This is a genomic window from Heyndrickxia sp. FSL W8-0423 (assembly GCF_038009395.1).
Taxonomy (GTDB): Bacteria; Bacillota; Bacilli; order Bacillales; family Bacillaceae_C; genus Heyndrickxia; species Heyndrickxia sporothermodurans.
The window spans coordinates 3,368,806-3,391,889 of sequence record NZ_JBBPBE010000001.1 but is presented as its reverse complement, the minus strand read 5'-3'; the positions used below and the strand labels follow the sequence as shown (position 1 = coordinate 3,391,889).

General features: G+C 34.8%; 27 protein-coding genes. 25 read left to right on the top strand and 2 right to left on the bottom strand.

Translation table 11 applies throughout. From position 1 onward, the window contains the following. Positions 1-97: 97 nt before the first annotated feature. Positions 98-994, bottom strand: coding sequence for a DUF1385 domain-containing protein (locus MKY81_RS17390; RefSeq protein ID WP_235993013.1), 897 nt, complete (start codon positions 992-994; stop codon positions 98-100). 182 nt (positions 995-1,176) lie between these two features. On the opposite strand from MKY81_RS17390, the gene MKY81_RS17385 reads away from it, so the two are divergent. The 25 genes from MKY81_RS17385 to spo0A all read left to right on the top strand — a co-directional run bounded on the left by MKY81_RS17385 (position 1,177) and on the right by spo0A (position 22,593). Then, positions 1,177-1,674: a YqhR family membrane protein gene (locus MKY81_RS17385; RefSeq protein WP_108073422.1), complete on the top strand. Its 498-nt coding sequence runs from the start codon at positions 1,177-1,179 to the stop codon at positions 1,672-1,674. Positions 1,675-1,747: 73 nt separating this feature from the next. Next, positions 1,748-2,194: a type II 3-dehydroquinate dehydratase gene (aroQ, locus tag MKY81_RS17380; protein ID WP_341118799.1), complete on the top strand. Its 447-nt coding sequence runs from the start codon at positions 1,748-1,750 to the stop codon at positions 2,192-2,194. A gap of 3 nt (positions 2,195-2,197) precedes the next feature. Continuing rightward, positions 2,198-3,259, top strand: coding sequence for a M24 family metallopeptidase (locus tag MKY81_RS17375; protein ID WP_066234448.1), 1,062 nt, complete (start codon positions 2,198-2,200; stop codon positions 3,257-3,259). Between the two features lie 69 nt (positions 3,260-3,328). After that, a complete protein-coding gene (gene efp / locus MKY81_RS17370; protein ID WP_066234451.1) occupies positions 3,329-3,886 on the top strand; it encodes an elongation factor P in 558 nt (185 codons plus the stop codon). A gap of 160 nt (positions 3,887-4,046) precedes the next feature. After that, positions 4,047-4,976: a stage III sporulation protein AA gene (gene spoIIIAA, locus MKY81_RS17365; RefSeq protein WP_341118392.1), complete on the top strand. Its 930-nt coding sequence runs from the start codon at positions 4,047-4,049 to the stop codon at positions 4,974-4,976. Then, positions 4,969-5,484, top strand: coding sequence for a stage III sporulation protein SpoIIIAB (spoIIIAB, locus tag MKY81_RS17360; RefSeq protein ID WP_066234456.1), 516 nt, complete (start codon positions 4,969-4,971; stop codon positions 5,482-5,484). Before spoIIIAA ends, spoIIIAB begins: the two co-directional genes overlap by 8 nt. A 12-nt stretch (positions 5,485-5,496) precedes the next feature. Further along, positions 5,497-5,703: a stage III sporulation protein AC gene (gene spoIIIAC / locus MKY81_RS17355; RefSeq protein ID WP_066234458.1), complete on the top strand. Its 207-nt coding sequence runs from the start codon at positions 5,497-5,499 to the stop codon at positions 5,701-5,703. A 20-nt stretch (positions 5,704-5,723) separates the two neighbouring features. Beyond that, positions 5,724-6,110 carry a stage III sporulation protein AD gene (gene spoIIIAD, locus MKY81_RS17350; protein WP_084347816.1) on the top strand — a complete coding sequence of 129 codons (387 nt, stop codon included), beginning with the start codon at positions 5,724-5,726 and terminating at the stop codon, positions 6,108-6,110. A gap of 23 nt (positions 6,111-6,133) precedes the next feature. Then, on the top strand, positions 6,134-7,318 hold the full coding sequence (spoIIIAE, locus tag MKY81_RS17345) for a stage III sporulation protein AE (RefSeq protein ID WP_325945777.1): 1,185 nt from the start codon (positions 6,134-6,136) through the stop codon (positions 7,316-7,318). 38 nt (positions 7,319-7,356) lie between these two features. Further along, complete coding sequence (spoIIIAF, locus tag MKY81_RS17340) at positions 7,357-7,980, top strand: stage III sporulation protein AF (protein WP_328007521.1); 624 nt, start codon at positions 7,357-7,359, stop codon at positions 7,978-7,980. Continuing rightward, entirely contained in the window at positions 7,977-8,630 is a 654-nt protein-coding gene (gene spoIIIAG, locus MKY81_RS17335; RefSeq protein ID WP_107920150.1) for a stage III sporulation protein AG, read from the top strand. The genes spoIIIAF and spoIIIAG overlap by 4 nt, the downstream gene beginning before the upstream one ends. A 13-nt stretch (positions 8,631-8,643) precedes the next feature. Further along, a complete protein-coding gene (locus MKY81_RS17330; protein WP_066234474.1) occupies positions 8,644-9,186 on the top strand; it encodes a SpoIIIAH-like family protein in 543 nt (180 codons plus the stop codon). Between the two features lie 236 nt (positions 9,187-9,422). Then, a complete protein-coding gene (accB, locus tag MKY81_RS17325) occupies positions 9,423-9,911 on the top strand; it encodes an acetyl-CoA carboxylase biotin carboxyl carrier protein (RefSeq protein ID WP_066234478.1) in 489 nt (162 codons plus the stop codon). A 13-nt stretch (positions 9,912-9,924) separates the two neighbouring features. Next, entirely contained in the window at positions 9,925-11,274 is a 1,350-nt protein-coding gene (accC, locus tag MKY81_RS17320) for an acetyl-CoA carboxylase biotin carboxylase subunit (protein ID WP_341118391.1), read from the top strand. Positions 11,275-11,300: 26 nt separating this feature from the next. Beyond that, complete coding sequence (locus MKY81_RS17315) at positions 11,301-11,714, top strand: Asp23/Gls24 family envelope stress response protein (protein ID WP_107920149.1); 414 nt, start codon at positions 11,301-11,303, stop codon at positions 11,712-11,714. A 199-nt stretch (positions 11,715-11,913) separates the two neighbouring features. Continuing rightward, the gene (gene nusB / locus MKY81_RS17310; RefSeq protein ID WP_066234490.1) at positions 11,914-12,306 is read left to right on the top strand and encodes a transcription antitermination factor NusB; all 393 of its coding nucleotides are present in this window, start codon (positions 11,914-11,916) and stop codon (positions 12,304-12,306) included. A 111-nt stretch (positions 12,307-12,417) separates the two neighbouring features. Then, positions 12,418-13,761 (top strand): exodeoxyribonuclease VII large subunit, encoded by a 1,344-nt coding sequence (gene xseA / locus MKY81_RS17305; RefSeq protein WP_066234493.1) that lies wholly within the window; start codon positions 12,418-12,420, stop codon positions 13,759-13,761. Between the two features lie 7 nt (positions 13,762-13,768). Continuing rightward, positions 13,769-13,993 (top strand): exodeoxyribonuclease VII small subunit, encoded by a 225-nt coding sequence (xseB, locus tag MKY81_RS17300; protein ID WP_066234496.1) that lies wholly within the window; start codon positions 13,769-13,771, stop codon positions 13,991-13,993. A gap of 29 nt (positions 13,994-14,022) precedes the next feature. Next, positions 14,023-14,883, top strand: a complete 861-nt coding sequence (locus MKY81_RS17295) for a polyprenyl synthetase family protein (protein WP_107920153.1) — start codon at positions 14,023-14,025, stop codon at positions 14,881-14,883. 123 nt (positions 14,884-15,006) lie between these two features. Next, positions 15,007-16,896 carry a 1-deoxy-D-xylulose-5-phosphate synthase gene (dxs, locus tag MKY81_RS17290; RefSeq protein ID WP_066234499.1) on the top strand — a complete coding sequence of 630 codons (1,890 nt, stop codon included), beginning with the start codon at positions 15,007-15,009 and terminating at the stop codon, positions 16,894-16,896. A 3-nt stretch (positions 16,897-16,899) separates the two neighbouring features. Continuing rightward, positions 16,900-17,742 (top strand): TlyA family RNA methyltransferase, encoded by an 843-nt coding sequence (locus tag MKY81_RS17285; protein ID WP_066234504.1) that lies wholly within the window; start codon positions 16,900-16,902, stop codon positions 17,740-17,742. Between the two features lie 157 nt (positions 17,743-17,899). Continuing rightward, entirely contained in the window at positions 17,900-18,349 is a 450-nt protein-coding gene (gene ahrC, locus MKY81_RS17280) for a transcriptional regulator AhrC/ArgR (protein ID WP_066234507.1), read from the top strand. 46 nt (positions 18,350-18,395) lie between these two features. Then, positions 18,396-20,108, top strand: coding sequence for a DNA repair protein RecN (gene recN / locus MKY81_RS17275; protein WP_066234511.1), 1,713 nt, complete (start codon positions 18,396-18,398; stop codon positions 20,106-20,108). A 140-nt stretch (positions 20,109-20,248) separates the two neighbouring features. After that, positions 20,249-21,541 (top strand): SpoIVB peptidase, encoded by a 1,293-nt coding sequence (gene spoIVB / locus MKY81_RS17270; RefSeq protein ID WP_107920145.1) that lies wholly within the window; start codon positions 20,249-20,251, stop codon positions 21,539-21,541. A 263-nt stretch (positions 21,542-21,804) separates the two neighbouring features. Beyond that, positions 21,805-22,593, top strand: a complete 789-nt coding sequence (gene spo0A, locus MKY81_RS17265) for a sporulation transcription factor Spo0A (protein ID WP_341118390.1) — start codon at positions 21,805-21,807, stop codon at positions 22,591-22,593. Between the two features lie 66 nt (positions 22,594-22,659). On the opposite strand, the gene MKY81_RS17260 is transcribed toward spo0A, so the two are convergent. Then, complete coding sequence (locus tag MKY81_RS17260) at positions 22,660-22,989, bottom strand: hypothetical protein (RefSeq protein WP_341118389.1); 330 nt, start codon at positions 22,987-22,989, stop codon at positions 22,660-22,662. Positions 22,990-23,084: the final 95 nt, after the last annotated feature.

The following is a 23,084-nucleotide window of genomic DNA, read 5'->3' as shown; positions in this document are numbered from 1 at the left end:
TAAATTCATCCTTTTATACCATTTTTTTCACATATTTATATCTTTTCAAACATGCAAATAAAGACTTGGATAAAGTTTAGGCTTGAAATGCTTCATGTTACATTTGCAAAGACTGTGAATCCTCTTTAGACGTTGTTTGATTTTCTTCCAGTTTCAAAAGCTCATTAAAAGATGCAATGGCCACTTCTACTTGATCATCAGTAGGTTCTTTTGTTGTAAGTAACTGTAGCCATAGACCAGGGTATCCTAAATAACGGAGAACGGGTATCTCTCTTAACTTATTTGTAAATTGCAGAACTTCAAAAGAAATTCCTAATACAACGGGTATTAATGCAATCCGATCGACTAAGCGTAACCATAGTGGATTTGTTGGTACTAACATATAAATAAAAACGCCAATGATTACTGTAAAAAGAATAAAACTGCTTCCACATCGATAATGAAGTCTTGATTGTGATTGGACATTTTCAATGGTAAGTTCTAAATTATTTTCGAATGTATTGATGACTTTATGCTCCGCACCATGATATTGAAACACACGTTTAATAAGAGGCGTTAACGATACAAAGTAAATATAGGCCAATAAAAGGATTAGCTTTATTAATCCTTCAATTAGTACTTGAGCCACATCACTTGAAAAGATTGGCTTTGTGAATGATGCGAGTATTGCCGGTACAAGAGTAAACACAAATTTCCCAAAAATAAATGATAGAACGCCAAGTGTAGCAACACCTATAATCATCGTCGTTTTAGAAACTTTTTCTTCTTCAATATATTGATCATTTTCAGGATCTTGATCATACCGTTCACTCGAAAAATTTAAATGTTGGGAACCATTTGCACTCGCTTCAAGTATCGCAATAATCCCTCTTAAAAAGGGAATTTTTTTAAGCTTTTGCAATGTGGGGTGTGATTTCCTCGGTAAATAAAAATAATCTATTGTATGATCTTTACGACGGATCGCAGTTACAGTTTGGCTCTTCCCACCAAACATAACTCCTTCTATTACAGCTTGCCCACCATATGAGGGCTTTTTTTGACTTTCCACTAATTTTTCACCAACCATTTCTTTGAATGCAAGACTTATTAAGTTTATTTTACTAAAAAAACAAAATTACGACTAGCACCATTACTTGTGGTTATTCTATAAATAGTACATGTAATTGGGGGTGCATTATGTCAAATCATAAAGATGAAGTAGAATTTCCAAAAATGTCTTTTCTATTAATGACTGTCACAACCGGGTTTGTTGGGGGAATATTTTGGAGCTTAATTGGTTATTTATGTTACTATTTTAACTTTTCGACAATTGAACCAAATATTTTATTAGAGCCATTTACAGTAGGAACATGGCGAGAAAGCTGGATAGGGATTATTCTTACAATCATTTTGTACGGAATTATCTCGATCGGTGTAGCGTTAGTGTATTATATTCTATTAAAAAAATTAAATACAATGTGGGTCGGTATCGGTTATGGTTTCGTTCTATTTTTAGTTGTTTTTATGATCTTAAACCCAATATTTCCAAGTATGAAACCATTTTTTCAAATTGATATAAATACTTTAATTGCCGCTGCATGTGTGTACATTTTATATGGTCTTTTTATTGGGTACTCGATTTCCTATGAACATAATGAACTAAAATATTTTAAAGAAAATGAATTGAAGCGATAATTTTTATGATAAAATGTGTTGTGTAGAAAATTCTTAACAATTTCTACAAATACCATTTTTAAAGGTGCGTTTGATTATGAAAATCTTATTATTAAATGGACCTAATTTAAATTTATTAGGTAAAAGAGAACCGGATGTGTATGGAAAGAATTCGCTAAAAACTTTATATGAGCGCTTTAGTGAATTGGAAAAAGAATATAATGTAGAAGTCGTTTCAATGCAATCCAACCATGAGGGTGAACTTATTGACAAATTGCATGAAACAAGTAATGGGGACTTTTTAGGGGTTATTTTCAATCCCGGCGCATTTACCCACTATAGTTACGCGATTCGTGATGCGATTGCTTCGATTGATGTACCTGTCATTGAAGTGCATATTTCAAATGTACATAATCGCGAGGAATTCCGCAGGGTATCCGTCATTTCACCGGTGACAGCTGGACAAATTGTCGGATTAGGACTATTTGGTTATGAATTAGCGTTAAAAGCATTAGTAGAATACATAGGCAAGGGAGAGTAAACAATGCAAAAATTAGAGAACTTGCGCAATCAATTTTCTAAACAAGGGATTGATGGGATTTTAATAACAAGTCCATATAATCGGCGATACATGACTAATTTTACGGGAACAGCAGGTGTCGTGCTAATTTCAGAAACAAAAGCACTTTTTATTACCGATTTTCGTTATGTAGAACAAGCTGCAAAACAAGCACAAGATTTTGAAATTATTCAGCACAAAGGAATTGTCCATGAGGAAATTGCACAGCAGCTTACTGCTTTAGGAATTAAAAAACTTGGATTCGAACAAGACTACGTGAATTATTCCGACTATATTCTGTATGAAAAATCTTTTTCTGTAGAATTAGTTCCAGTTTCAAGTTTAATTGAAAATTTACGCTTGATTAAGACCGAATCAGAGATTAAGATATTAAAGGAAGCAGCCGACATTGCTGATGCTGCATTTAAACATATATTAGATTATATTAAGCCTGGTGTTACTGAGCTTGAAGTATCCAATGAACTTGAGTTTTTCATGAGAAAAGCAGGTGCAACTTCTTCATCCTTCAATACAATTGTTGCTTCTGGAACAAGATCAGCACTTCCGCATGGAGTTGCCTCCGATAAGGTGATTGAAAAAGGTGATTTCGTTACTTTAGATTACGGTGCACTTCATAAAGGATATGTTTCTGATATTACTCGTACGGTCGCAGTGGGGAAACCATCAGACAAGTTGAAAGAAATTTACGATGTTGTTTTAGAATCACAATTGCTTGCGATGGAAAACATTAAACCAGGAATGACAGGTATTGAAGCTGATGCCATCGCAAGAAATTATATTTCTGAAAGAGGCTACGGTGAATATTTTGGTCATTCTCTCGGACATGGAATTGGTTTAGAAGTTCATGAAGGACCTGCGTTATCAGTAAGATCTGATATTGTCCTACGACCTGGCATGGTTGTGACTGTTGAACCTGGTATTTATTTACCAGGTATTGGTGGAGTTCGTATCGAAGATGACACATTAATAACAGAGGATTCGAATGAAAAACTAACTCATTCAACAAAAGACTTAATTATTCTTTAATATGATTTTGAACCTCAGTATATTAAGGATTGATTCCTTAATTCTGAATAAATAGGAGGAAGAAACAACATGATATCAGTTAATGATTTTCGAACTGGTTTAACAATCGAAGTAGATGGTGGAATATGGAGAGTAATGGACTTTCAACATGTTAAGCCTGGTAAGGGAGCAGCGTTTGTTCGTTCTAAATTACGTAACTTAAGAACCGGTGCCATTCAAGAAAAAACATTCCGTGCCGGTGAAAAAGTAGGGAAAGCACAAATTGATAATCGCAGAATGCAATATCTTTATGCAAACGGTGATCAACACGTTTTTATGGACAATGAATCATACGAACAAATTGAATTAAGTTCTGCAGCAATTGATTATGAATTGAAGTTTCTTAAAGAAAACATGGAAGTACACATTATGATGTATCAAGGGGAAACACTTGGGGTTGAACTTCCAAACACAGTTGAACTTACCGTAACTGAAACAGAACCGGGAATTAAGGGAGATACAGCATCAGGCGGTTCGAAACCGGCTAAAGTTGAAACTGGTTTAATTGTACAAGTTCCTTTCTTTGTTAACGAAGGAGATAAATTAATCATTAATACAACAGATGGCTCTTATGTATCACGTGCATAATAGGAGTGCAAAGCTGTTCAAAAGGTTACATATAACCCTTTTGAACAGCTTTTTTTTATGTCTTTTTAGTCATACTCCCAAGTAGGATGAATACATATTAATATCGGGAGTACAAGCATTTTAAAACTTATTAAAGCAGCAACATAAGGAGGAACGAACGTTGGAAAATATACTTGCATTCTTGCCAAAACAAATTTCAGAAAAAATCCGCGAATTGCCAGCTCCCATTTTAAATACAATGGAGGAAATAAGAATTCGAATTAACCGACCTCTTGAGGTTTCGACTAGAGGGAAGCCATACTTCCTTCCATATCTTGTTTCAGAGCAAGATGCGGAACAGTTAATTAACAAGTTAGCTAATTATTCGTTTTATACATTAGAAGAGGAATTACAAAAAGGTTATATTACAATCCCCGGCGGCCATCGGGTTGGATTAGCAGGAAAGGTCATTCTAGAAAATGGATCAGTGAAAGCAATTAGAAATTTAGCATCTTTTAATTTTAGAATTGCAAGAGAAAAAATCGGTATTTCTGAACCATTTCTTCCATTTCTATATCAAGAAAAATGGAAACATACGATGATCATCGGCGCCCCGCAAACAGGAAAAACAACTTTGTTACGGGATATTGCTAGATTTATTTCAACAGGAAGTAAAGAAAAAGGGATTCCACCTTTAAAGGTGGGAATAGTCGATGAGCGCTCCGAAATCGCCGGTTGTGTGCGAGGGATTCCTCAATTAACCTTTGGTCCGAGGATTGACATTTTGGACGCATGTCCGAAAGCTGAAGGGATGATGATGCTTATTCGTTCGATGAGTCCGGACGTTCTTGTCGTGGATGAAATAGGCAGAGAAGAAGATAGTATCGCGATTATGGAAGCGATTAATGCGGGAATTACATTGATTATGACTACACATGGAAACTCGTTTGAAGAGATCAAAAAACGGCCTATATTAAGGGATATTTTGGACCAGCATGTATTTGAAAATTACCTTGAACTTTCCAGGAAAAATGGTCCCGGAACTATTAAAAAGTTTCTTAATGCAAATGGTGATGAAAAGAAATTTAAAGCTGGTGTTATGAGTGGTTAGTGTGATTGGAGCTATATTTATTATTCTTTCTACAACATGGGCAGGATTTGAACTATCAAGACATTTAAGTGAAAGACCGAAGCAGTTAAGGATGCTTCGAACGGCACTACAATCATTAGAAGCAGAAATCATGTATGGTCATACACCTTTACATGAAGCATCAAGAAAATTAGCCGCACAATTACCTAAACCAATATCCATTATTTTTGAGAGATTCTCACAAAAGTTAACGACTATGGAAACGACGGTTAAAATTGCTTGGGAAGAAAGCTTACAAGAAATTTGGAAAATAACTGCATTAAAAAAAAGTGAATACGAAATTCTTATTCAATTTGGTGAAACGCTAGGTAAGCATGATCGTGCAACAGAACAGAAACAAATTATTCTCACATTAACACATTTGGAACGTGAGGAGTCGGAGGCACGTGATAAACAACAAAAATATGAAAAAATGATGAAAAGCTTAGGTTTTCTTTCGGGCCTTTTAATCGTAATTTTGCTCTTGTAGGAGGAATATGTTGTGGGGATAGACGTAGATGTAATCTTTAAAATAGCTGGTGTAGGTATTGTCGTTGCATTTTTGCACACGATATTAGATCAAGTTGGAAAAAAGGAATACGCTCAATGGGTTACATTATTTGGTTTTTTATATATTTTGTTTTTAGTAGCCTCAATCGTCGATGATTTATTTCAAAAAATAAAGTCAGTATTCTTATTTCAAGGCTAGAGGAGGGATTAAGGATTGAAATCTTAAAAATAGTAGGGATTGCCTTAATCACAACTTTTCTTGCATTAATTATAAAAGAACAGAAACCTAATTTTGCGTTTTTATTAGTTTTATTTGTTGGATGTGGGATATTCATCTTTTTAGTCGACCAAGTTTACGCGATTATACAGATGGTAGAACGAATCGCTGCAAATGCGAACGTCAATACAATCTATGTAAAAACCATCCTCAAAATCATTGGCATAGCGTATATTGCGGAATTTGCTTCACATATTTCAAAAGATGCCGGACAGGGAACAATGGCAGCAAAGGTAGAACTTGCCGGGAAAATATTGATTTTAGCAATGGCCATACCTATTTTGACAGTTTTAATTGAAACTGTAATTAATTTAGTTCCGAAAGGATAGACCGAGTGATGAGGTGAAAAAATTTGAGGCAATGGTTCCCGATTTTCACTATACTACTGATTTTTTTTATTGGACAAGATACCGTTCATGCAGCCTCTTCGAGCGAAAACAAGACGACCATTCAAGATGAACTTGTTGAAAAACAGATGGATGATTTAGGTGTAAATGAATTAAAGCAGTATTGGGAAACAATCGTCGACGAATATGGCGGTTATTTACCGGATAGTCAAAAAGGAAGCTTAATTGATTTTATTAAAGGTGATAAAGATTTTTCGCTAAATCAATGGTTTCATGGTATTTTAAAATTTTTTTTCCATGAACTGATTGCCAATGGTAAATTACTAGGATCGTTAATCATTTTAACTATTTTTAGCATGTTTCTTCAGTCACTTCATAACGCATTTGAACAGGGGACAATAAGTAAGGTTGCCTATGCAATCGTATTTATCGTAATAATTATTTTAGCTTTAAATAGTTTTCACGTAGCAATTGATTACGCCAAAAATGCCATAATGATGATGATTAACTTCATTGTAGCAATTATTCCTCTTTTATTGGCATTAATATCAACCTCGGGCGGTGTTACTTCTGCGGCATTTTTTCATCCGGTTATTCTCTTTCTCATGAATACAAGCGGTATACTCGTTCAATATATCGTCTTACCATTATTATTATTGTCCACCGTTCTTAGTATTGTAAGTACGTTATCAGAGTATAAGGCGACACAATTAGCGCAATTATTAAGGAACTGCAGTATTGGGTTACTTGGAATCTTTATGACTATCTTTTTAGGCGTCATTTCCGTTCAAGGAACAGCAACTGCAGTTGCAGATGGAATTACGATAAGAACGGCAAAGTTTGTAACCGGGAATTTTATTCCTGTTGTGGGAAGGATGTTTACGGACGCTGCAGACACAGTCATTAGTGCTTCTGCATTATTGAAAAACACATTAGGAATTGCTGGGGTGGCGATCGTTCTTATTATTGCAGCATTTCCTGCAATCAAAATTTTGGTCCTTGCTTTTATGTTTAAATTTACAGCAGCAATTATACAGCCAATTGGAAATGGTCCGGTCATTCGCTGCCTTGATACAATCAGCAAAAATATGGTCTATGTTTTTGCTGCATTAGCCATTGTTGCTTTTATGTTTTTTTTATGCATCACCATTATAATTACAGCCGGAAATATTACAATCATGATGCGCTAGATTAAATAAACATATATGAATAGGGAGGGGTGACGTTTTTGTCCTTTATTACCGAATGGATTATGAATATTGTAGTATTCATCTTGCTGGCGATGATTGTGGATATGCTCCTACCAAACTCGGCAATGAAAAAGTATACAAAAATGGTAACCGGCCTGTTGTTGATTGCGATTATTCTAACCCCTCTTCTAAAGGTGGTAGCAAAAGATTTCGATCAGGTCGTTGCATCGTTTTCAAACAAAAAAATAATAGATAATAACAAAGTAGAAAATTTAATAGAATCGAAAAAAAAAGAAATACAAGCAGGACAAGTTGAATATACATTAAAACAAGTGGGTGAAAAAATGAAAAATGATGTTAAAGAGGAGTTGATAGACAGATTTGACAAAGATATTCAACAAATAAAGATAGATTCTAAAGACCGAGTTGCAGAAAACGAAAATCCGATAGAAAAGGTGATTGTTTATCTCGCGGAAAAAAAGAAAGATGATTCCGTTCCAATCATTAAACCAGTTAATATTAGCATTGGTGAAGAAGAGCCGGAAGAAGGGATGGGAAGTAGAGAAAATGAAAGCATATTATCTATGTTATCCGAACGCTGGGGAATAGCTCCCGACCAAATTGAACTCCATAACGGAGAGGGGGGTTCTAGACCGGAATGAGTAATAATAAAGGTCCAGTCGATTGGATTAAGGAAAAACTATTTCAGACAAACGAAAAAGATCCAAGTAAAAAAAGTAAAAAGTATCAATATTTTTTAATTGTATTAGTATGTGGAATTGCTTTCATGCTCATCAGTGATATATGGAAAAGTGGGAAAAAGGAAACATCCACATCCGTCTATAGTGCGGCAAATAATCAAAAAGATGTAGAAACATTTGGTTCTGGTAATAAAAATCAGAATAAATCGATGAAAGATTATGAAATGCAATTTGAAACTGAGTTAAAGGATGCGTTAGAACAAATATCAGGTGTTGGAAAGGTCCGGGTGATTGTGAATCTAGAAGCAACTGAGAGTAAAGTGTATGAGAAAAATACAGTCATCCAAAATCAAACAACAACTGAAACAGATCCAAATGGTGGTGAGCGTAAAATTGAAGATTTATCGAAGGATGAAAAGCTCGTTGTAATTAGGGATGGAGATAAAGAAATACCAATAATTACTGAAACAAAAAAACCAGCTATTCGAGGCGTTCTTGTTATTGCAGATGGCGCGAAAAATATATTCATTAAAAGCACCATTATTGAAGCAGTTTCAAGAGTTTTAGATGTTCCGAGCCACCGTGTATCTGTTCAACCTAAAAAAAGCTAAGGGGGATTTATCTATGTTATTAAAAAAACAAACAGTATGGTTATTAACAATGCTAAGCTTAGTTGTTGTTTTATCAGTCTATTATGTCACTTCCGAGCCAAAACAATCGGATATGGCAGCAGTTGAGAATAAAGATGGCAAAGAAGCAACAAAGAATCAAGACACTACTAAAAAAGGAAAAAATAAAAGTGTGGTAACTGAATCTGCAGATAATGAAGTATTTGAACAAATCCGCTTACAAGTTCAAGATGCTAGAAGTAAACTAAGAGAAGATTTAACTGCAAAAGCAGCTTCAACCGATTTATCTGCCGATGAAAGAAGTAAAGCGGTAGATGAAATGAAAAAATTAACAGAAATAGCTCAAACAGAAAAGGTTTTGGAAAACTTAATTAAATCAAAAGGATATGAGGACGTTTTAGTTCATGCAGATGGAGATGATATGAAAATCACGGTGAAGGCAAAAGAACACGATACAAAAGCGGCAAACCAAATTGTTCGACTCGTAACTGAACAATTAGGTAGCTTACAAAATGTTGCCGTAAATTTTCAACCTTAAAATACATGAAAGTCCCTTATTGATAAGGGGCTTTTTTAAATTCTTTTGAGATTGATTCGTGGGGATATTCGATTGTTCCTATTCAGTTATTGAATTTTGACTAACTATTATCGTATGATATTAGTAGCTAGTCATAAGCTACCAAAATCTAATTTTTTATTAGATGTTTGACATTGTCAGACTTTCAGCGGGATAATAGTAATAGCTGAAAAATTCAAAAAGAGGTGTAATTCAATATGAAAATACAAGAAATTCGTGAATTAATCAAACTTGTTGATCAATCAAGTATTGATGAAATTGAAATTGAAAATGATGGTTCAATTATTAAAATGAAGAAACAATCCGGAGTAACTCTAGTTGAAACACCACTTGTTGCTAACGTTCCAACTCAGCAAGTCGCACAAGTACCAGTATCTCAACCTGCTGTAGCAGAAGTGAAAAAAGAAGCTGAACAAGTTCAACCACAAGCGGCTGCTGACGAAAATTTACATAAAATTGTTTCGCCAATGGTTGGTACATTCTATCAATCACCTTCACCAGATAGTGATGTATATGTAAAGGTTGGTTCAAAAGTTCAACCGGATACTGTTGTTTGTATCGTCGAAGCAATGAAACTATTTAATGAAATCGAAGCTGAAGTTGAAGGAGAAATCGTCGAAATTCTAGTAAAGGATGGTCAACTTGTTGAATATGGACAACCTTTATTCTTGGTGAAGTCTAAGTAAGGAGCGAACTTCAATGATAAAAAAAGTGTTAATCGCAAATCGCGGTGAGATAGCCGTTCGAATTATTCGTGCTTGTCGTGATTTAGGAATCGAAGCAGTGGCTGTTTATTCGGAGGCTGATAAAGATGCTTTGCATGTACAATTAGCTGATGAAGCCTATTGCATAGGTCCAAAATCATCAAAAGACAGCTATTTAAACGTAACAAATATTATAAGTGTTGCGAAATTAACTGGATGCGATGCAATCCATCCAGGATATGGTTTCCTTGCTGAAAATGCTGATTTTGCAGAATTATGCAGAGAATGCAATATTATCTTCATCGGTCCAAGTCCGGAAGCAATTTCTAAAATGGGAACGAAGGATATTGCTAGAGAAACAATGAAGGAAGCTGGTGTTCCGATTGTTCCCGGGTCCAATGGGATTATTAACAACATAGAAGAAGCGATTGAATTAGCTAATTCAATGGATTATCCAGTCATTATAAAAGCGACTGCAGGGGGCGGCGGTAAAGGAATCCGCGTTGCAAACAATGAAGACGAATTAATTAAAGGGATTAATATTACTCAACAAGAGGCAGCAACAGCTTTTGGAAATCCAGGGGTTTATATTGAAAAATATATTCAAGACTTCCGACATGTTGAGATTCAAGTGATGGCAGATCAACATGGAAATGTGATCCATTTAGGAGAAAGGGATTGCTCAATACAAAGAAGATTGCAAAAATTACTAGAAGAGTCGCCTTCACCTGCACTCACTCCGGAAATACGCGAAAAAATGGGTGAAGCAGCTGTTAAAGCAGCGAAAGCAGTAGATTATACTGGCGCTGGAACAATTGAATTTATTTATGATCATCGTAATCAAATTTTCTATTTCATGGAAATGAATACGCGAATTCAAGTAGAACATCCGGTTACTGAATTAGTTACAGGTGTTGACCTAGTTAAAGAACAAATACTTGTTGCTTCCGGTCAGCCATTGTCCATTAAACAAGAAGATATAACATTTTCAGGTTGGGCAATTGAATGCCGAATAAATGCTGAAAACCCCGCTAAAAATTTTATGCCATCAGCGGGAAAAATTGAAATGTATTTACCGCCAGGTGGTTTAGGTATTCGAATTGATTCAGCTGCATATCCTGGTTATGAGATCCCTCCATATTATGATTCGATGATTGCTAAAGTAATATCGTATGGCTCAACGAGGGAAAAAGCCATTGCAAGAATGAAGCGAGCCTTAAGTGAATTTGCAGTTGAAGGTGTTCACACTACAATTCCCTTTCATTTAAGATTATTAGAACATGAGACTTTTGTTAAAGGTGACTTTAATACAAAATTTTTAGAGATATACGATCTAATGAAATAATTAATCGTACGGAGGTGCTTAATCATATGGTTGAGACAAATTCAATGCTAGAAATGGATTACGGGCACGATGGATTAGGTAAAGTTGAAATTGCACCAGAAGTTATCGAGGTTATTGCTGGAATCGCCGCTTCTGAGGTCGAGGGTGTCGCACAGATGCGTGGGAATTTCGCTTCGGGTGTTGCTGAAAAACTCGGAAGGAAAAATCATGGAAAAGGCGTAAAGGTAGACTTAACGGATGAAGGAATTATTATTGATGTATATTGCTCCATGAACTTTGGCATTTCAATCCCAACAGTGGCGCAAAAGATACAAGATAATATTAGGCAAGCATTATTGAATATGACAGCACTGGAAACAAAAGAAATAAATATTCATATTGTAGGGATTCAATTTGAAACCCAAAAACCTGAAACGGATTTCGAATCAGAAATGATGTAAATTAGAAAAGGTAATCCAAAATCTATTTTGGATTACCTTTTTAATTTGTTGAACGATGTTAAAATTCAATCTTCTCATGATAAATGTGCTTTCTTAGTTGTTTTTGTGATATTATCTTTTTAGGAAATGTGTAATTTTACAATGTAACTGGCGATAATGATATTATTCATGACTAGTTTAAAAGGAGTTTTATGTAAAGATGAAAAGAAGAACTGCTAGAGAAAAAGCACTTCAAGCATTATTTCAAATAGATATAAACGAGGCTGCTCCAGAAGAAGCAATTAAGAATATCTTAAGAGATGAACAAAATGATGAATACTTAAACACTTTGGTAAACGGAACATGTGGGCATATTAAAGAAATTGACGACACCATTTCACGCCATTTAGAAAAGTGGACAATCGAACGTTTAGCTAAAGTAGATTTAAATATTTTACGACTTGGAGTATTTGAACTTGTTTATGTACCCGAAGTTCCAGCAAATGTGGCGATTAACGAAGCGTTAGAGGTCTCTAAGCGATTTGGTGATGAACGTTCAAGTAAATTTATTAATGGAGTGCTTTCAAAAATAAAAGATTCGATCGAAAAGTAATTTAAACTTCGTAAATACGGTGATTAAGTTGTATAATGTAAACAAAAGCTGTCTTCCGTGGAAGCAGCTTTTGTTTTGTAACGTAATTTTTGAGATTAAGGATGTTTTTGAATGACAACAAAACCCTATCTTACAGTCCATGCATTAACAAAATATATAAAAAGAAAATTTGATGTTGATCCACATCTTGTTGATATTCATGTAAAAGGTGAAATTTCTAACTATAAGCAACATTCTAGCGGTCATATGTATTTTACATTAAAGGATGACAAAGCTAGAATATTAGCAGTGATGTTTTCAAAATCAAATAAAGGATTGAAATTCAAACCTGAAAATGGCATGAACGTTCTCATTCAGGGTCAGATTACCGTGTATGAAGGTAGCGGGCAATATCAATTATACGTAAAGCAAATGCAGCCGGATGGAATTGGTGAATTATATTTAGCCTATGAACAACTTAAAACTAAACTTAGTCAGGAAGGCTTATTTGCGCTAGAAAGAAAAAGAAAATTACCCCCATACCCGAAAAATATTGGTGTTATTACCTCTCCTACCGGTGCGGCCGTTAGAGACATCATTTCAACGATAAAACGTCGATATCCGATCGGCAAAATCAAATTAATACCTGCATTAGTTCAAGGTGAAAATGCAGCAAAATCGATTGCAAATGCGATTGAAAAAATGAATGAAATGAAAGAAATAGATGTATTGATCGTTGGTCGTGGTGGGGGATCAATTGAAGAGCTTTGGGCATTTAATGAAGAAATTGTTGCTCGAGCGATTTTTAACTCAAAGATACCTATTATATCTGCGGTTGGACATGAAACAGACTTCACAATAGCAGATTTTGTTGCTGACCTACGTGCACCAACTCCAACTGGTGCCGCTGAATTAGCTGTGCCGCATATCGAAGAAATTATGGAAAAATTATTAAATAGAAAATCAAGACTAATTAGGGGATTTTCCGAAATCGTTCAGCATCAACGAAAAAGGCTGCAATTTATTAAACGATCCTATGTTTTTCGCAACCCAAACAGATTGTATGAGCAAAAAATGGAGTATATGGATCACCTTACGGAACGATTGACACGGCAAATGAACAAAACGTTGCAACACGAAATGACAGGATATGAACAACTAGCGAAAAGACTACAAAGAAATCAGCCTCATCAGTTACTTGAGCGGGGAAAAGAAAAACATGTACGGTTAAATAAAGAATTAAGGAGTCGTTTGCAAGCAATTTTACAAACGAAACAACAAGAGTTTTCAAAAGCAATTACTGCACTGGAGGCTTTAAGTCCCCTTAAAGTAATGGAACGAGGATATAGCCTCGCATATACTCCAGAAAAAGAAATTATAAAAAGCATCGAACAAACCTCTAAAGGTGAAGAAATTCAAGTAATGGTTTCGGATGGGAAAATCATCTGTTCGGTTGAAAACATTGAAAAGGGATGAGAGAAAAATGGAAAAGCAATTATCTTTTGAAGAAGCAATGGAACAGTTAGAAGTAATTGTCCAGCGGTTAGAAGAAGGAGACGTTCCATTAGAGGAGGCACTTACAATCTATAAAAAAGGAATGGGTCTTTCAAAGCTTTGTCATGATAAATTAAAAATGGTAGAAGAACAATTAACTAGTGTAATTACTGAAAATGGAGAAGAGGAGTTTATCATCAAAGAGGAGGAGTAGAATTGGATTTACATAAATTAAGATCATTTATGAAGAAAGTGAACGAACGATTAGAAACAGAACTTTCTCAGGCTATTGTGAAATTACATGCTCCTCAAAAAATAAAGGATGCTATGGCTTATTCGCTTCAAGCAGGTGGTAAACGAATCCGTCCGACATTGCTTTTAGCTACCTTACATGCCTTTGGAAAAGAAATGAAGTATGGAATAAAAACAGCTTGTGCATTAGAAATGGTTCATACATACTCACTAATTCATGATGATTTACCCGCGATGGATAACGATGATCTACGACGTGGAAAGCCAACGAATCATAAAGTATTTGGTGAGGCCTATTCGATTTTAGCGGGTGATGGTCTACTCACATATAGCTTTCAAATGATTGCGCAGGATTCAACTTTAACGAGCGAACAAAAGGTAAAGATCATTGAACTTCTGGCGATTGCTGCCGGTCCTGAAGGCATGGTTGGTGGACAAGTTGCAGATATGCTTGGTGAAAAACAAGAATTATCAATAGAAGAATTAGAATATATTCACAGAAATAAGACCGGTAAACTTCTAACATTCAGTGCGGTAGCAGGTGCTATAATAGCAGGTGCATCGAGTGAACAAATAGATTTGTTAAAAAAATATGCAGAAAATATCGGCCTTGCCTTTCAAATCCGTGATGATATTTTAGATATTGAAGGAAAAGAAGAAATCATTGGTAAGCCGGTGGGAAGCGATGAAGGAAATGTGAAAAGCACATACCCATCCTTATTAACGTTAGATGGTGCGAAGGAACGTCTCCATTATCATACGAATCTTGCAAAAGATATGCTGCGGGATCTAAATCTTGATACTAAGCTTTTAGAAGAACTTGCTGAATTAATTGTAGTAAGAAATCATTAAAATAGGTATAGAATGAGTATGTAAGTAAAATATGTTATAATACAGTAATCTAACTATCCGTTACAATTATAAAAATCAAGACATCAACAGTAAAATCTATGAAATGAAAGTGAGTGATCCATTTTGGATCTATTATCAATTAAGGACCCTTCCTTTCTAAAAGATATGAATATTGACCAGTTAAAAGAACTAAGTAATGATATTCGTCATTTTTTAATTGAAAATCTATCTAAAACGGGTGGGCATATTGGCCCTAATTTGGGTGTAGTAGAATTAACTATCGCCTTGCATAAATGTTTTAATAGTCCGAATGATAAATTTATTTGGGATGTGGGTCATCAATCTTATGTTCACAAAATATTAACCGGTCGTGCAGATCAATTTTCTACGTTAAGGCAGTATCAGGGGTTATCCGGATTCCCGAAAATGTGTGAAAGTGAGCATGATGTGTGGGAAACAGGACACTCTTCCACATCCCTATCCGCTGCAATGGGAATGGCTATTGCCCGAGATTTAAAAGGTGAAAAGTCATTTATAGTTCCAATTATTGGGGATGGTGCCTTGACTGGCGGAATGGCCTTAGAAGCATTAAATCATATTGGACACGAAAAAAAGGATTTACTTGTTATTTTAAATGATAATGAAATGTCCATCGCTCCTAATGTAGGTGCTTTGCATAATATTTTAGGACGACTCCGTACAGCAAATAAATATCAATGGGCGAAAGACGAACTTGAGAATTTGCTCAAAAAGATTCCTGCAGTTGGTGGAAAACTCGCTGCTACAGCTGAAAGGCTTAAAGATAGTATGAAGTATTTTCTTGTCTCAGGAATGTTTTTTGAGGAATTAGGCTTCACTTATTTAGGTCCTGTAGATGGACACAATTTCGAAGCACTATTTGAACAATTACAATATGCAAAGAAAACGAAGGGGCCAATTCTATTACACGTAATAACGAAAAAAGGTAAAGGATATAAGCCTGCTGAAAACGATACGATAGGTACTTGGCATGGTACTGGACAATACAAAATTGAAACTGGTGATTTAATTAAACCGGTAAATGCACCACCTGCATGGAGTAAACTTGTAAGTGACACAGTTTTAAAACTTGCTAAAAAAGATGAGCGGATTGTCGCAATAACACCTGCAATGCCTGTAGGATCTAAACTTGAAAAATTTGCTGAAGAATTTCCTAATCGTATGTATGATGTTGGAATTGCAGAACAACATGCTGCAACTGTAGCTGCTGGATTAGCCACACAGAACATGAAACCGTTTTTAGCAATTTATTCTACATTTTTACAACGTGCATATGATCAAGTCGTACATGATATATGTCGGCAAAATCTTAATGTTTTCATTGGTATTGATCGTGCGGGATTAGTAGGTGCAGATGGAGAAACACATCAAGGTGTGTTCGATATTGCATTTCTTCGTCATATTCCCAATATAGTACTTATGATGCCAAAAGATGAAAATGAAGGACAACATATGGTTAATACGGCGATTAAGTACAATGATGGTCCAATTGCGATGAGATTTCCTCGTGGAAATGGATATGGCGTTCCAATGGATGAAACATTAAGGACGATACCGATTGGGACATGGGAAACGCTCCGTGAAGGAAAGGATGCAGCAATTTTGACGTTTGGTACAACAATTCCTATGGCACTTGAAGCGGCTAATCTCCTTCAAAAACAAGGGTTTTCCGTCAAAGTAATCAATGCACGTTTTATTAAACCATTAGATGAAAAAATGTTAAAAGAATTGTTAGATACAAATATGCCGATTTTAACGATCGAAGAAGCTGTGTTACAAGGTGGATTTGGCAGTGCTGTACTTGAATTTGCGCATAGTCACGGATTTACAAATGTAATTGATTGTATGGGTATTCCAGATAAATTTATTGAACATGGAAGTGTCAATGAATTACTTAGAGAAATTGGTTTAACAAAGGAAGAGGTTGTAAAAAGAATTCAAGCTTTTTCACCTAAAATACAAAAAAGGGCATGACATATGAAAAGCAAAAAACAACGAATTGATACTCTTTTAGTTGAAAGAGGATTAATTGAAACGAGAGAAAAAGCAAAACGTGCGATAATGGCGGGATTAGTCTACTCAAATGAAGAGCGTCTCGATAAACCCGGCGAGAAAGTAAATGAGGATATTCCGTTAACGATTAAGGGGAAAATGATACCCTATGTAAGCCGGGGAGGATTAAAGCTTGAAAAGGCATTACGTGTTTTCGAGCTTTCTGTAAAAGATAAAATCTTATTAGATATTGGAGCATCTACAGGTGGCTTTACAGATTGTGCCTTGCAAAATGGTGCGAAAATGTCATATGCACTAGATGTTGGTTACAATCAATTAGCTTGGAAGCTTAGACAGGATGAACGAGTAGTCGTTATGGAGAGAACGAATTTTCGTTACGTGACTCCGAAAGATTTAGTACGTGAAATGCCTAATTTTGCTACAATTGATGTTTCGTTTATATCTTTATCGCTCATTTTACCAGTTTTAAAAACATTATTGGTTCCATCGAGTGATGTTATAGCCCTGATTAAACCACAATTTGAAGCTGGAAAAGATCAGGTCGGAAAAAAAGGGATTGTAAGGGATAAAAAGGTTCACGAATCCGTTATTGAAAAAATTGTCCAGCTATCCCTCACCGAAGGCTATGATGTAATAAATTTATCCTTTTCCCCAATAACTGGAGGAGAAGGAAATATTGAATTTTTAATCCATTTAAAATGGACTGGTTCAAATAAAAAAGAAAATGGATCAAATGCGCTTGATTTTACAATTAAAGATGTAGTAAACGCAGCACATAACGAGTTAACAGGAAGATCAGATCAATAATAGGATCTGTTCTTTTTTCTTGTGTTTTTGCCACCATTCGTGTTAATTATGTACATTTTGACAAAAATAAGCTAACATTGTAGTAAAAAGCATGGTGGGATATGTCAGTATTATTGTTAAAGAAACTGTCAGTGTAACTTTGTAAAGGTGGATGAGGATGAATAAAGGACAAAGACTCATTAAAATAAGAGAAATAATCGCAAATTTTGACATTGAAACTCAAGATGAACTAGTTGATCATTTAAAAAATGCTGGTTTCAATGTTACACAGGCAACGATTTCTCGTGATATAAAGGAATTACATTTAGTAAAAGTACCACTTATGGATGGCAGATATAAATATAGTCTGCCGGCAGATCAACGTTTTAACCCAATGCAAAAATTAAAAAGAACATTAACAGATGCTTTTATCAGCATAGATTTTGCCGGCCATTTAATTGTCTTAAAAACATTACCCGGTAATGCCCATGCATTAGGCGCCTTAATTGATATTCTTGAATGGGAAGAAATTATTGGTACGTTATGCGGAGATGATACATGTTTAATCATTTGCAAGGACCAAGAAAAATCAGAAATGGTTTCACAACGCTTTTTAGATATGTTATAAAACAAAGAATTAAACGGGTAATTGAAAAAATGGGGTGAAGTTTTCATTGTTACAAGAATTATCGATCAAAAATTTTGCCATCATTGATGAACTTTATTTGTCTATAGAAAAAGGATTAACGGTATTAACAGGAGAAACCGGAGCAGGAAAATCGATTATCATTGATGCGGTAAATTTATTAGTTGGCGGAAGAGGTTCTTCAGAATTCGTTCGTCACGGTGAAAAAAAAGCTGAAATAGAAGGACTTTTTATCTTAAATGACGAGTCACATCCATGTTATAATCGTGCAAACGAATTTGGAATTGACATTGAAGAAGGAATGATTATCCTTCATCGTGATATTTCCGTTTCCGGAAAAAGCGTCTGTAGAATTAATGGGAAATTAGTGACGATTTCAATTTTGCGTGAAATTGGCAGTACACTAATTGATATTCATGGCCAGCACGAACACCAAGAATTAATGAATGAAACCCATCATTTAAGGCTTCTTGACCAATATGGGGGTAAAGAGATTAAGACTGCTCTTGATAATTATCGTGTAATATACAAACAATATGAGCAAATCGTTTCAAAACTTAAAGGATTAAGTGAAAATGAACAACAAATGGCCCACCGATTAGATCTTATTCAATTTCAACTTCAAGAAATCCAAAAGGCAAATCTTCAAATAGACGAAGACACCATTCTCTTGGAAGAAAAGAAAAAATTAATGAATTTTGAACGGCTATTCGATTCATTGAAAACGAGTTACGGTGCATTGCAGGGTGAACAAAAAGGAATTGATTGGATAGGGCTGGTTATGAGTCAGTTAGAAACAGCTGCTGAAATTGAGCCTGATTTTAAGCCACTACTAGAATCTGTTTCAAATTGTTTTTATATCCTTGAAGATGCCGCAAGTACGATTCGCAATGATTTAGATAGCTTGGAGTTTAACCCTGAACGGTTAAATGAGATTGAAAGCCGCCTAAACGAAATAAACCAATTAAAAAGAAAATATGGTGGCACATTGGAAGATATATTGGAATATAGTTCGAAAATAGAAGAAGAAATTGAAACGATTATTAATCGTGAAAGCCATATTGATAAATTACAAATAACATTAACACAACTTGAGAAAGACTTGTATTTAGAAGCTAAACAACTTAGTGATTTAAGAAAAAAATGCTCAAAAAAATTAATTAATGCAATCCATAAAGAACTAAAGCAATTGTATATGGATAAAACAGTATTTGAGGTGAAGTTCCTTCAATCAGCTGAGGACTATAAAAATGAAGGAAATCTTCCATTTCGAAAAGATGGCTTGGATGTAGTTGAATTTTATATATCAACAAATCCGGGTGAGCCTTTAAAACCATTAAATAAAGTTGCTTCAGGCGGTGAATTATCGAGAATGATGCTGGCGTTGAAGACGATTTTCTCAAAACATCAAGGCATTACTTCGATCATTTTCGATGAGGTAGATACAGGTGTAAGTGGAAGGGTTGCTCAAGCAATTGGAGAGAAAATTTATCAAGTTTCAGAGCATTCACAAGTTTTATGTATTTCCCATCTTCCGCAAGTTGCAGCTATGGCAGATACACATTTGTTTATCATGAAGGAAACCATTGATGGACGAACACGAACAAAGGTGAAAACACTTGAATTGGAAGAAAAAATTAATGAAGTTAGTCGCATGATTGCAGGTGTTGAAATAACCGATAAAGCAATAGAACATGCACAAGAATTGCTACAACTTGCCTATGCAAAAAAATTCACTTGAAAAGCTATCCATCAATGGGTAGCTTTTTTCTTAATCCCTTGTTATATTTCCGCCGTATCAAGGCTAAATTAAAATTGTAACCAAAAAAATAAAAAGGTTACTCTTTAAAAGTGGACTAGAAGCGAGGAGAGTGAAAAGTTTTGAAATTGGATCATCTAAGAAAAGTAATTGGTGGGTTTCTCCTTGTTTCACTTTGTTTAATAGGATTTTCAAAACCGTTTCAAAATTATCTTCATATACCAACCGATATCACATTATTTGAAGGTGACGTTTTAAATATTGCGAAAGCGGCAAATGTGTCTGCTAAAGTAACATCCAAAGGCGAAAGTATTGACGTGTTTGCACAAAAGAAATCACTAGACATAAAAGGTAATTCTGCGGGAAAAGATGAAGTATTTTTCGAATTAGCTGGACTGCCAATAAAAAAAGTGGATGTAAAAGTAATTAAGGATTTCAAGGTAATTCCGGGTGGACAATCGATTGGTGTTAAATTAAATACACTTGGCGTTTTAGTAGTAGGACATCATCTTGTCGAAACAAAATCAGGCAAGATTTCACCGGGAGAAAAGGCTGGAATTAAAGTAGGGGATATTATTACACAAATTAATGGGGAAAAAATAGAAAAGCTGTCAGATGTAGCTCCATTAGTAGAAAAAGCGGGCAAAGATGGGACCCCTTTAAATATCACCATCCAAAGAGAACAGCAAAAAATAAATACTTCTTTAAATCCACAAAAGGATCAGTCAGAACAAACGTATAAACTTGGCTTATATATTAGGGACTCGGCCGCAGGAATTGGAACAATGACCTTTATCGATCCAAAAACAAAAAAATATGGAGCACTTGGCCATGTTATCTCAGACATGGACACGAAAAAAGCAATTTTGGTCGAAAAAGGGCAAATATTAAATTCGACAGTAACGTCTATTGAAAAAGGCAGTGACGGAAAACCCGGAGAGAAACTTGCGCGCTTTTCTTCAGACCATGAAGTTATTGGTGATATTACACGAAATAGTTCCTTTGGGATATTTGGAAAGTTAGATAAGAAAATAAAAAATGAAAAGTATGACAAACCGATGCCAATCGCATTATCCTATCAAGTAAAAGAAGGTCCGGCAAAAATTTTGACAGTCGTTGAAGGAAATAAAGTAGAGGAATATGATATTGAGATAATAAATGCCATTCCTCAAAAGTTTCCAGCAACGAAAGGGATGATAATAAAAATTACTGATCCCAAATTATTGAAGAAAACAGGCGGAATAGTACAAGGAATGAGTGGTAGTCCAATTATTCAAAACGGAAAGATCATCGGAGCAGTTACTCATGTATTTGTTAATGACCCAACGTCAGGATATGGCGTTCACATCGAATGGATGCTTCGAGAAGCGGGAATAAATATTTATCAAAAAAGAAATGAAGAAAAGGCAAGCTGATAGAGAAATTTCTCTTCAGCTTTCTTTTTTGCATTTTTAGTACGAATGAAATATGTTATGATGAAAATAAAGATAATTCGACAAATATATAATTAAAAATCGAAAGAGGTCGAAATCGAGAGAAATAAAGAGAAAAATAGAGAAAATATAGTTTTTTTAATAAATTTTCAAATATAAGAAGGAATTTATAAGGCATTGTCGAAAATGTGATAAGAGAATAAGATATGAAAAAAAGTGGTTAGTAATTGAGGAGGAAACAAGGAGTGAACAACAAAATTAAAGTTTGTATCGTAGATGATAATCGTGAGTTAGTTGCTTTATTAGAAGAATTTATTTCTTCTCAAGATGATATGGAAATTAGCGGTGTTGCGTATAATGGGCAAGAGTGCTTAGAAATGTTACAAGATGCTTCACCAAATGTGCTAATATTGGATATTATTATGCCTCATCTCGATGGATTAGGAGTTCTTGAAAAATTAAGACAAAAAGGTGAAATGCCAAACGTAATAATGCTGACTGCATTTGGACAAGAGGATGTTACGAAAAAGGCGGTTGAACTTGGAGCTTCATATTTTATTTTAAAACCTTTTGACATGAATAATCTTGCAAACCAAATTCGGCAAGTTAGCGGGAAGCCAAGTCCAATTTTGAAAAAGGAAAATCATTCCTATATTAGATCTAATAATGAAGATAAACCAAAAAATTTAGATGCAAGTATTACCAGTATTATCCATGAAATCGGTGTACCCGCACATATTAAAGGATATTTGTATTTAAGAGAAGCTATTTCCATGGTATATAATGATATAGAGCTTCTTGGATCAATTACCAAAGTATTGTATCCTGATATCGCGAAAAAATTTAATACGACTGCAAGTCGTGTAGAACGTGCAATCCGCCATGCGATAGAAGTTGCATGGAGTCGCGGAAATATTGATTCGATATCTTCCTTATTTGGTTATACAGTAAGCATGTCCAAAGCTAAACCGACAAATAGTGAATTTATCGCAATGGTTGCGGATAAACTACGTTTGGAACATAAAGCGTCCTAATAAATATTATTTTTCTAAATTGTATTTAAAAAGGGTCCTAACGTAAGGACCCTTTTTTGATGGATATTATTTTCGTCTTATATCGATTAAACGATGATTTTTATATTTGATTTTTACTTTTTCCCCAATTGAATATTGTACATACGTATCGCATTCCATTTCTAGAATTTTTCCGTTATCAAATTCCATTAAGCATGCTGCCTTTCCATTTGGAGTTGATATTACTGGTATACTTTTCTTAGTTTTCACTCCTTTTGCTTTTCCTTTTGATTGGGGAGTGTAATATTTTTCAATAATTACTACTTTTTTGTAACTAGTTGAAGGACGAGATAATAAAAAGAAAAGGACGATCAATAATAGACATAGTACGACGATTTTTATTAAAACCTTTTTCATCATGCACTCCTTATGACAAGTATTTCGTTTATACTATGTATATTGATTGGAATGTGGAATATGCATTGGTAAAATAACAAGTAAATTAATCAATT

What these genes read in the sequence shown, in the direction of transcription:
- MKY81_RS17330 (WP_066234474.1), top strand. Translation starts at nt 8,644, where the DNA reads ATGTTATTAAAAAAACAAACAGTATGGTTATTAACAATGCTAAGCTTA.
- accB (WP_066234478.1), top strand. Translation starts at nt 9,423, where the DNA reads ATGAAAATACAAGAAATTCGTGAATTAATCAAACTTGTTGATCAATCA.
- MKY81_RS17260 (WP_341118389.1), bottom strand. Translation starts at nt 22,989, where the DNA reads ATGAAAAAGGTTTTAATAAAAATCGTCGTACTATGTCTATTATTGATC.
- ahrC (WP_066234507.1), top strand. Translation starts at nt 17,900, where the DNA reads ATGAATAAAGGACAAAGACTCATTAAAATAAGAGAAATAATCGCAAAT.
- MKY81_RS17385 (WP_108073422.1), top strand. Translation starts at nt 1,177, where the DNA reads ATGTCAAATCATAAAGATGAAGTAGAATTTCCAAAAATGTCTTTTCTA.
- xseB (WP_066234496.1), top strand. Translation starts at nt 13,769, where the DNA reads ATGGAAAAGCAATTATCTTTTGAAGAAGCAATGGAACAGTTAGAAGTA.
- MKY81_RS17285 (WP_066234504.1), top strand. Translation starts at nt 16,900, where the DNA reads ATGAAAAGCAAAAAACAACGAATTGATACTCTTTTAGTTGAAAGAGGA.
- efp (WP_066234451.1), top strand. Translation starts at nt 3,329, where the DNA reads ATGATATCAGTTAATGATTTTCGAACTGGTTTAACAATCGAAGTAGAT.
- MKY81_RS17390 (WP_235993013.1), bottom strand. Translation starts at nt 994, where the DNA reads ATGTTTGGTGGGAAGAGCCAAACTGTAACTGCGATCCGTCGTAAAGAT.
- MKY81_RS17375 (WP_066234448.1), top strand. Translation starts at nt 2,198, where the DNA reads ATGCAAAAATTAGAGAACTTGCGCAATCAATTTTCTAAACAAGGGATT.
- xseA (WP_066234493.1), top strand. Translation starts at nt 12,418, where the DNA reads ATGACAACAAAACCCTATCTTACAGTCCATGCATTAACAAAATATATA.
- MKY81_RS17315 (WP_107920149.1), top strand. Translation starts at nt 11,301, where the DNA reads ATGGTTGAGACAAATTCAATGCTAGAAATGGATTACGGGCACGATGGA.
- accC (WP_341118391.1), top strand. Translation starts at nt 9,925, where the DNA reads ATGATAAAAAAAGTGTTAATCGCAAATCGCGGTGAGATAGCCGTTCGA.
- spoIIIAG (WP_107920150.1), top strand. Translation starts at nt 7,977, where the DNA reads ATGAGTAATAATAAAGGTCCAGTCGATTGGATTAAGGAAAAACTATTT.
- MKY81_RS17295 (WP_107920153.1), top strand. Translation starts at nt 14,023, where the DNA reads ATGAAGAAAGTGAACGAACGATTAGAAACAGAACTTTCTCAGGCTATT.
- nusB (WP_066234490.1), top strand. Translation starts at nt 11,914, where the DNA reads ATGAAAAGAAGAACTGCTAGAGAAAAAGCACTTCAAGCATTATTTCAA.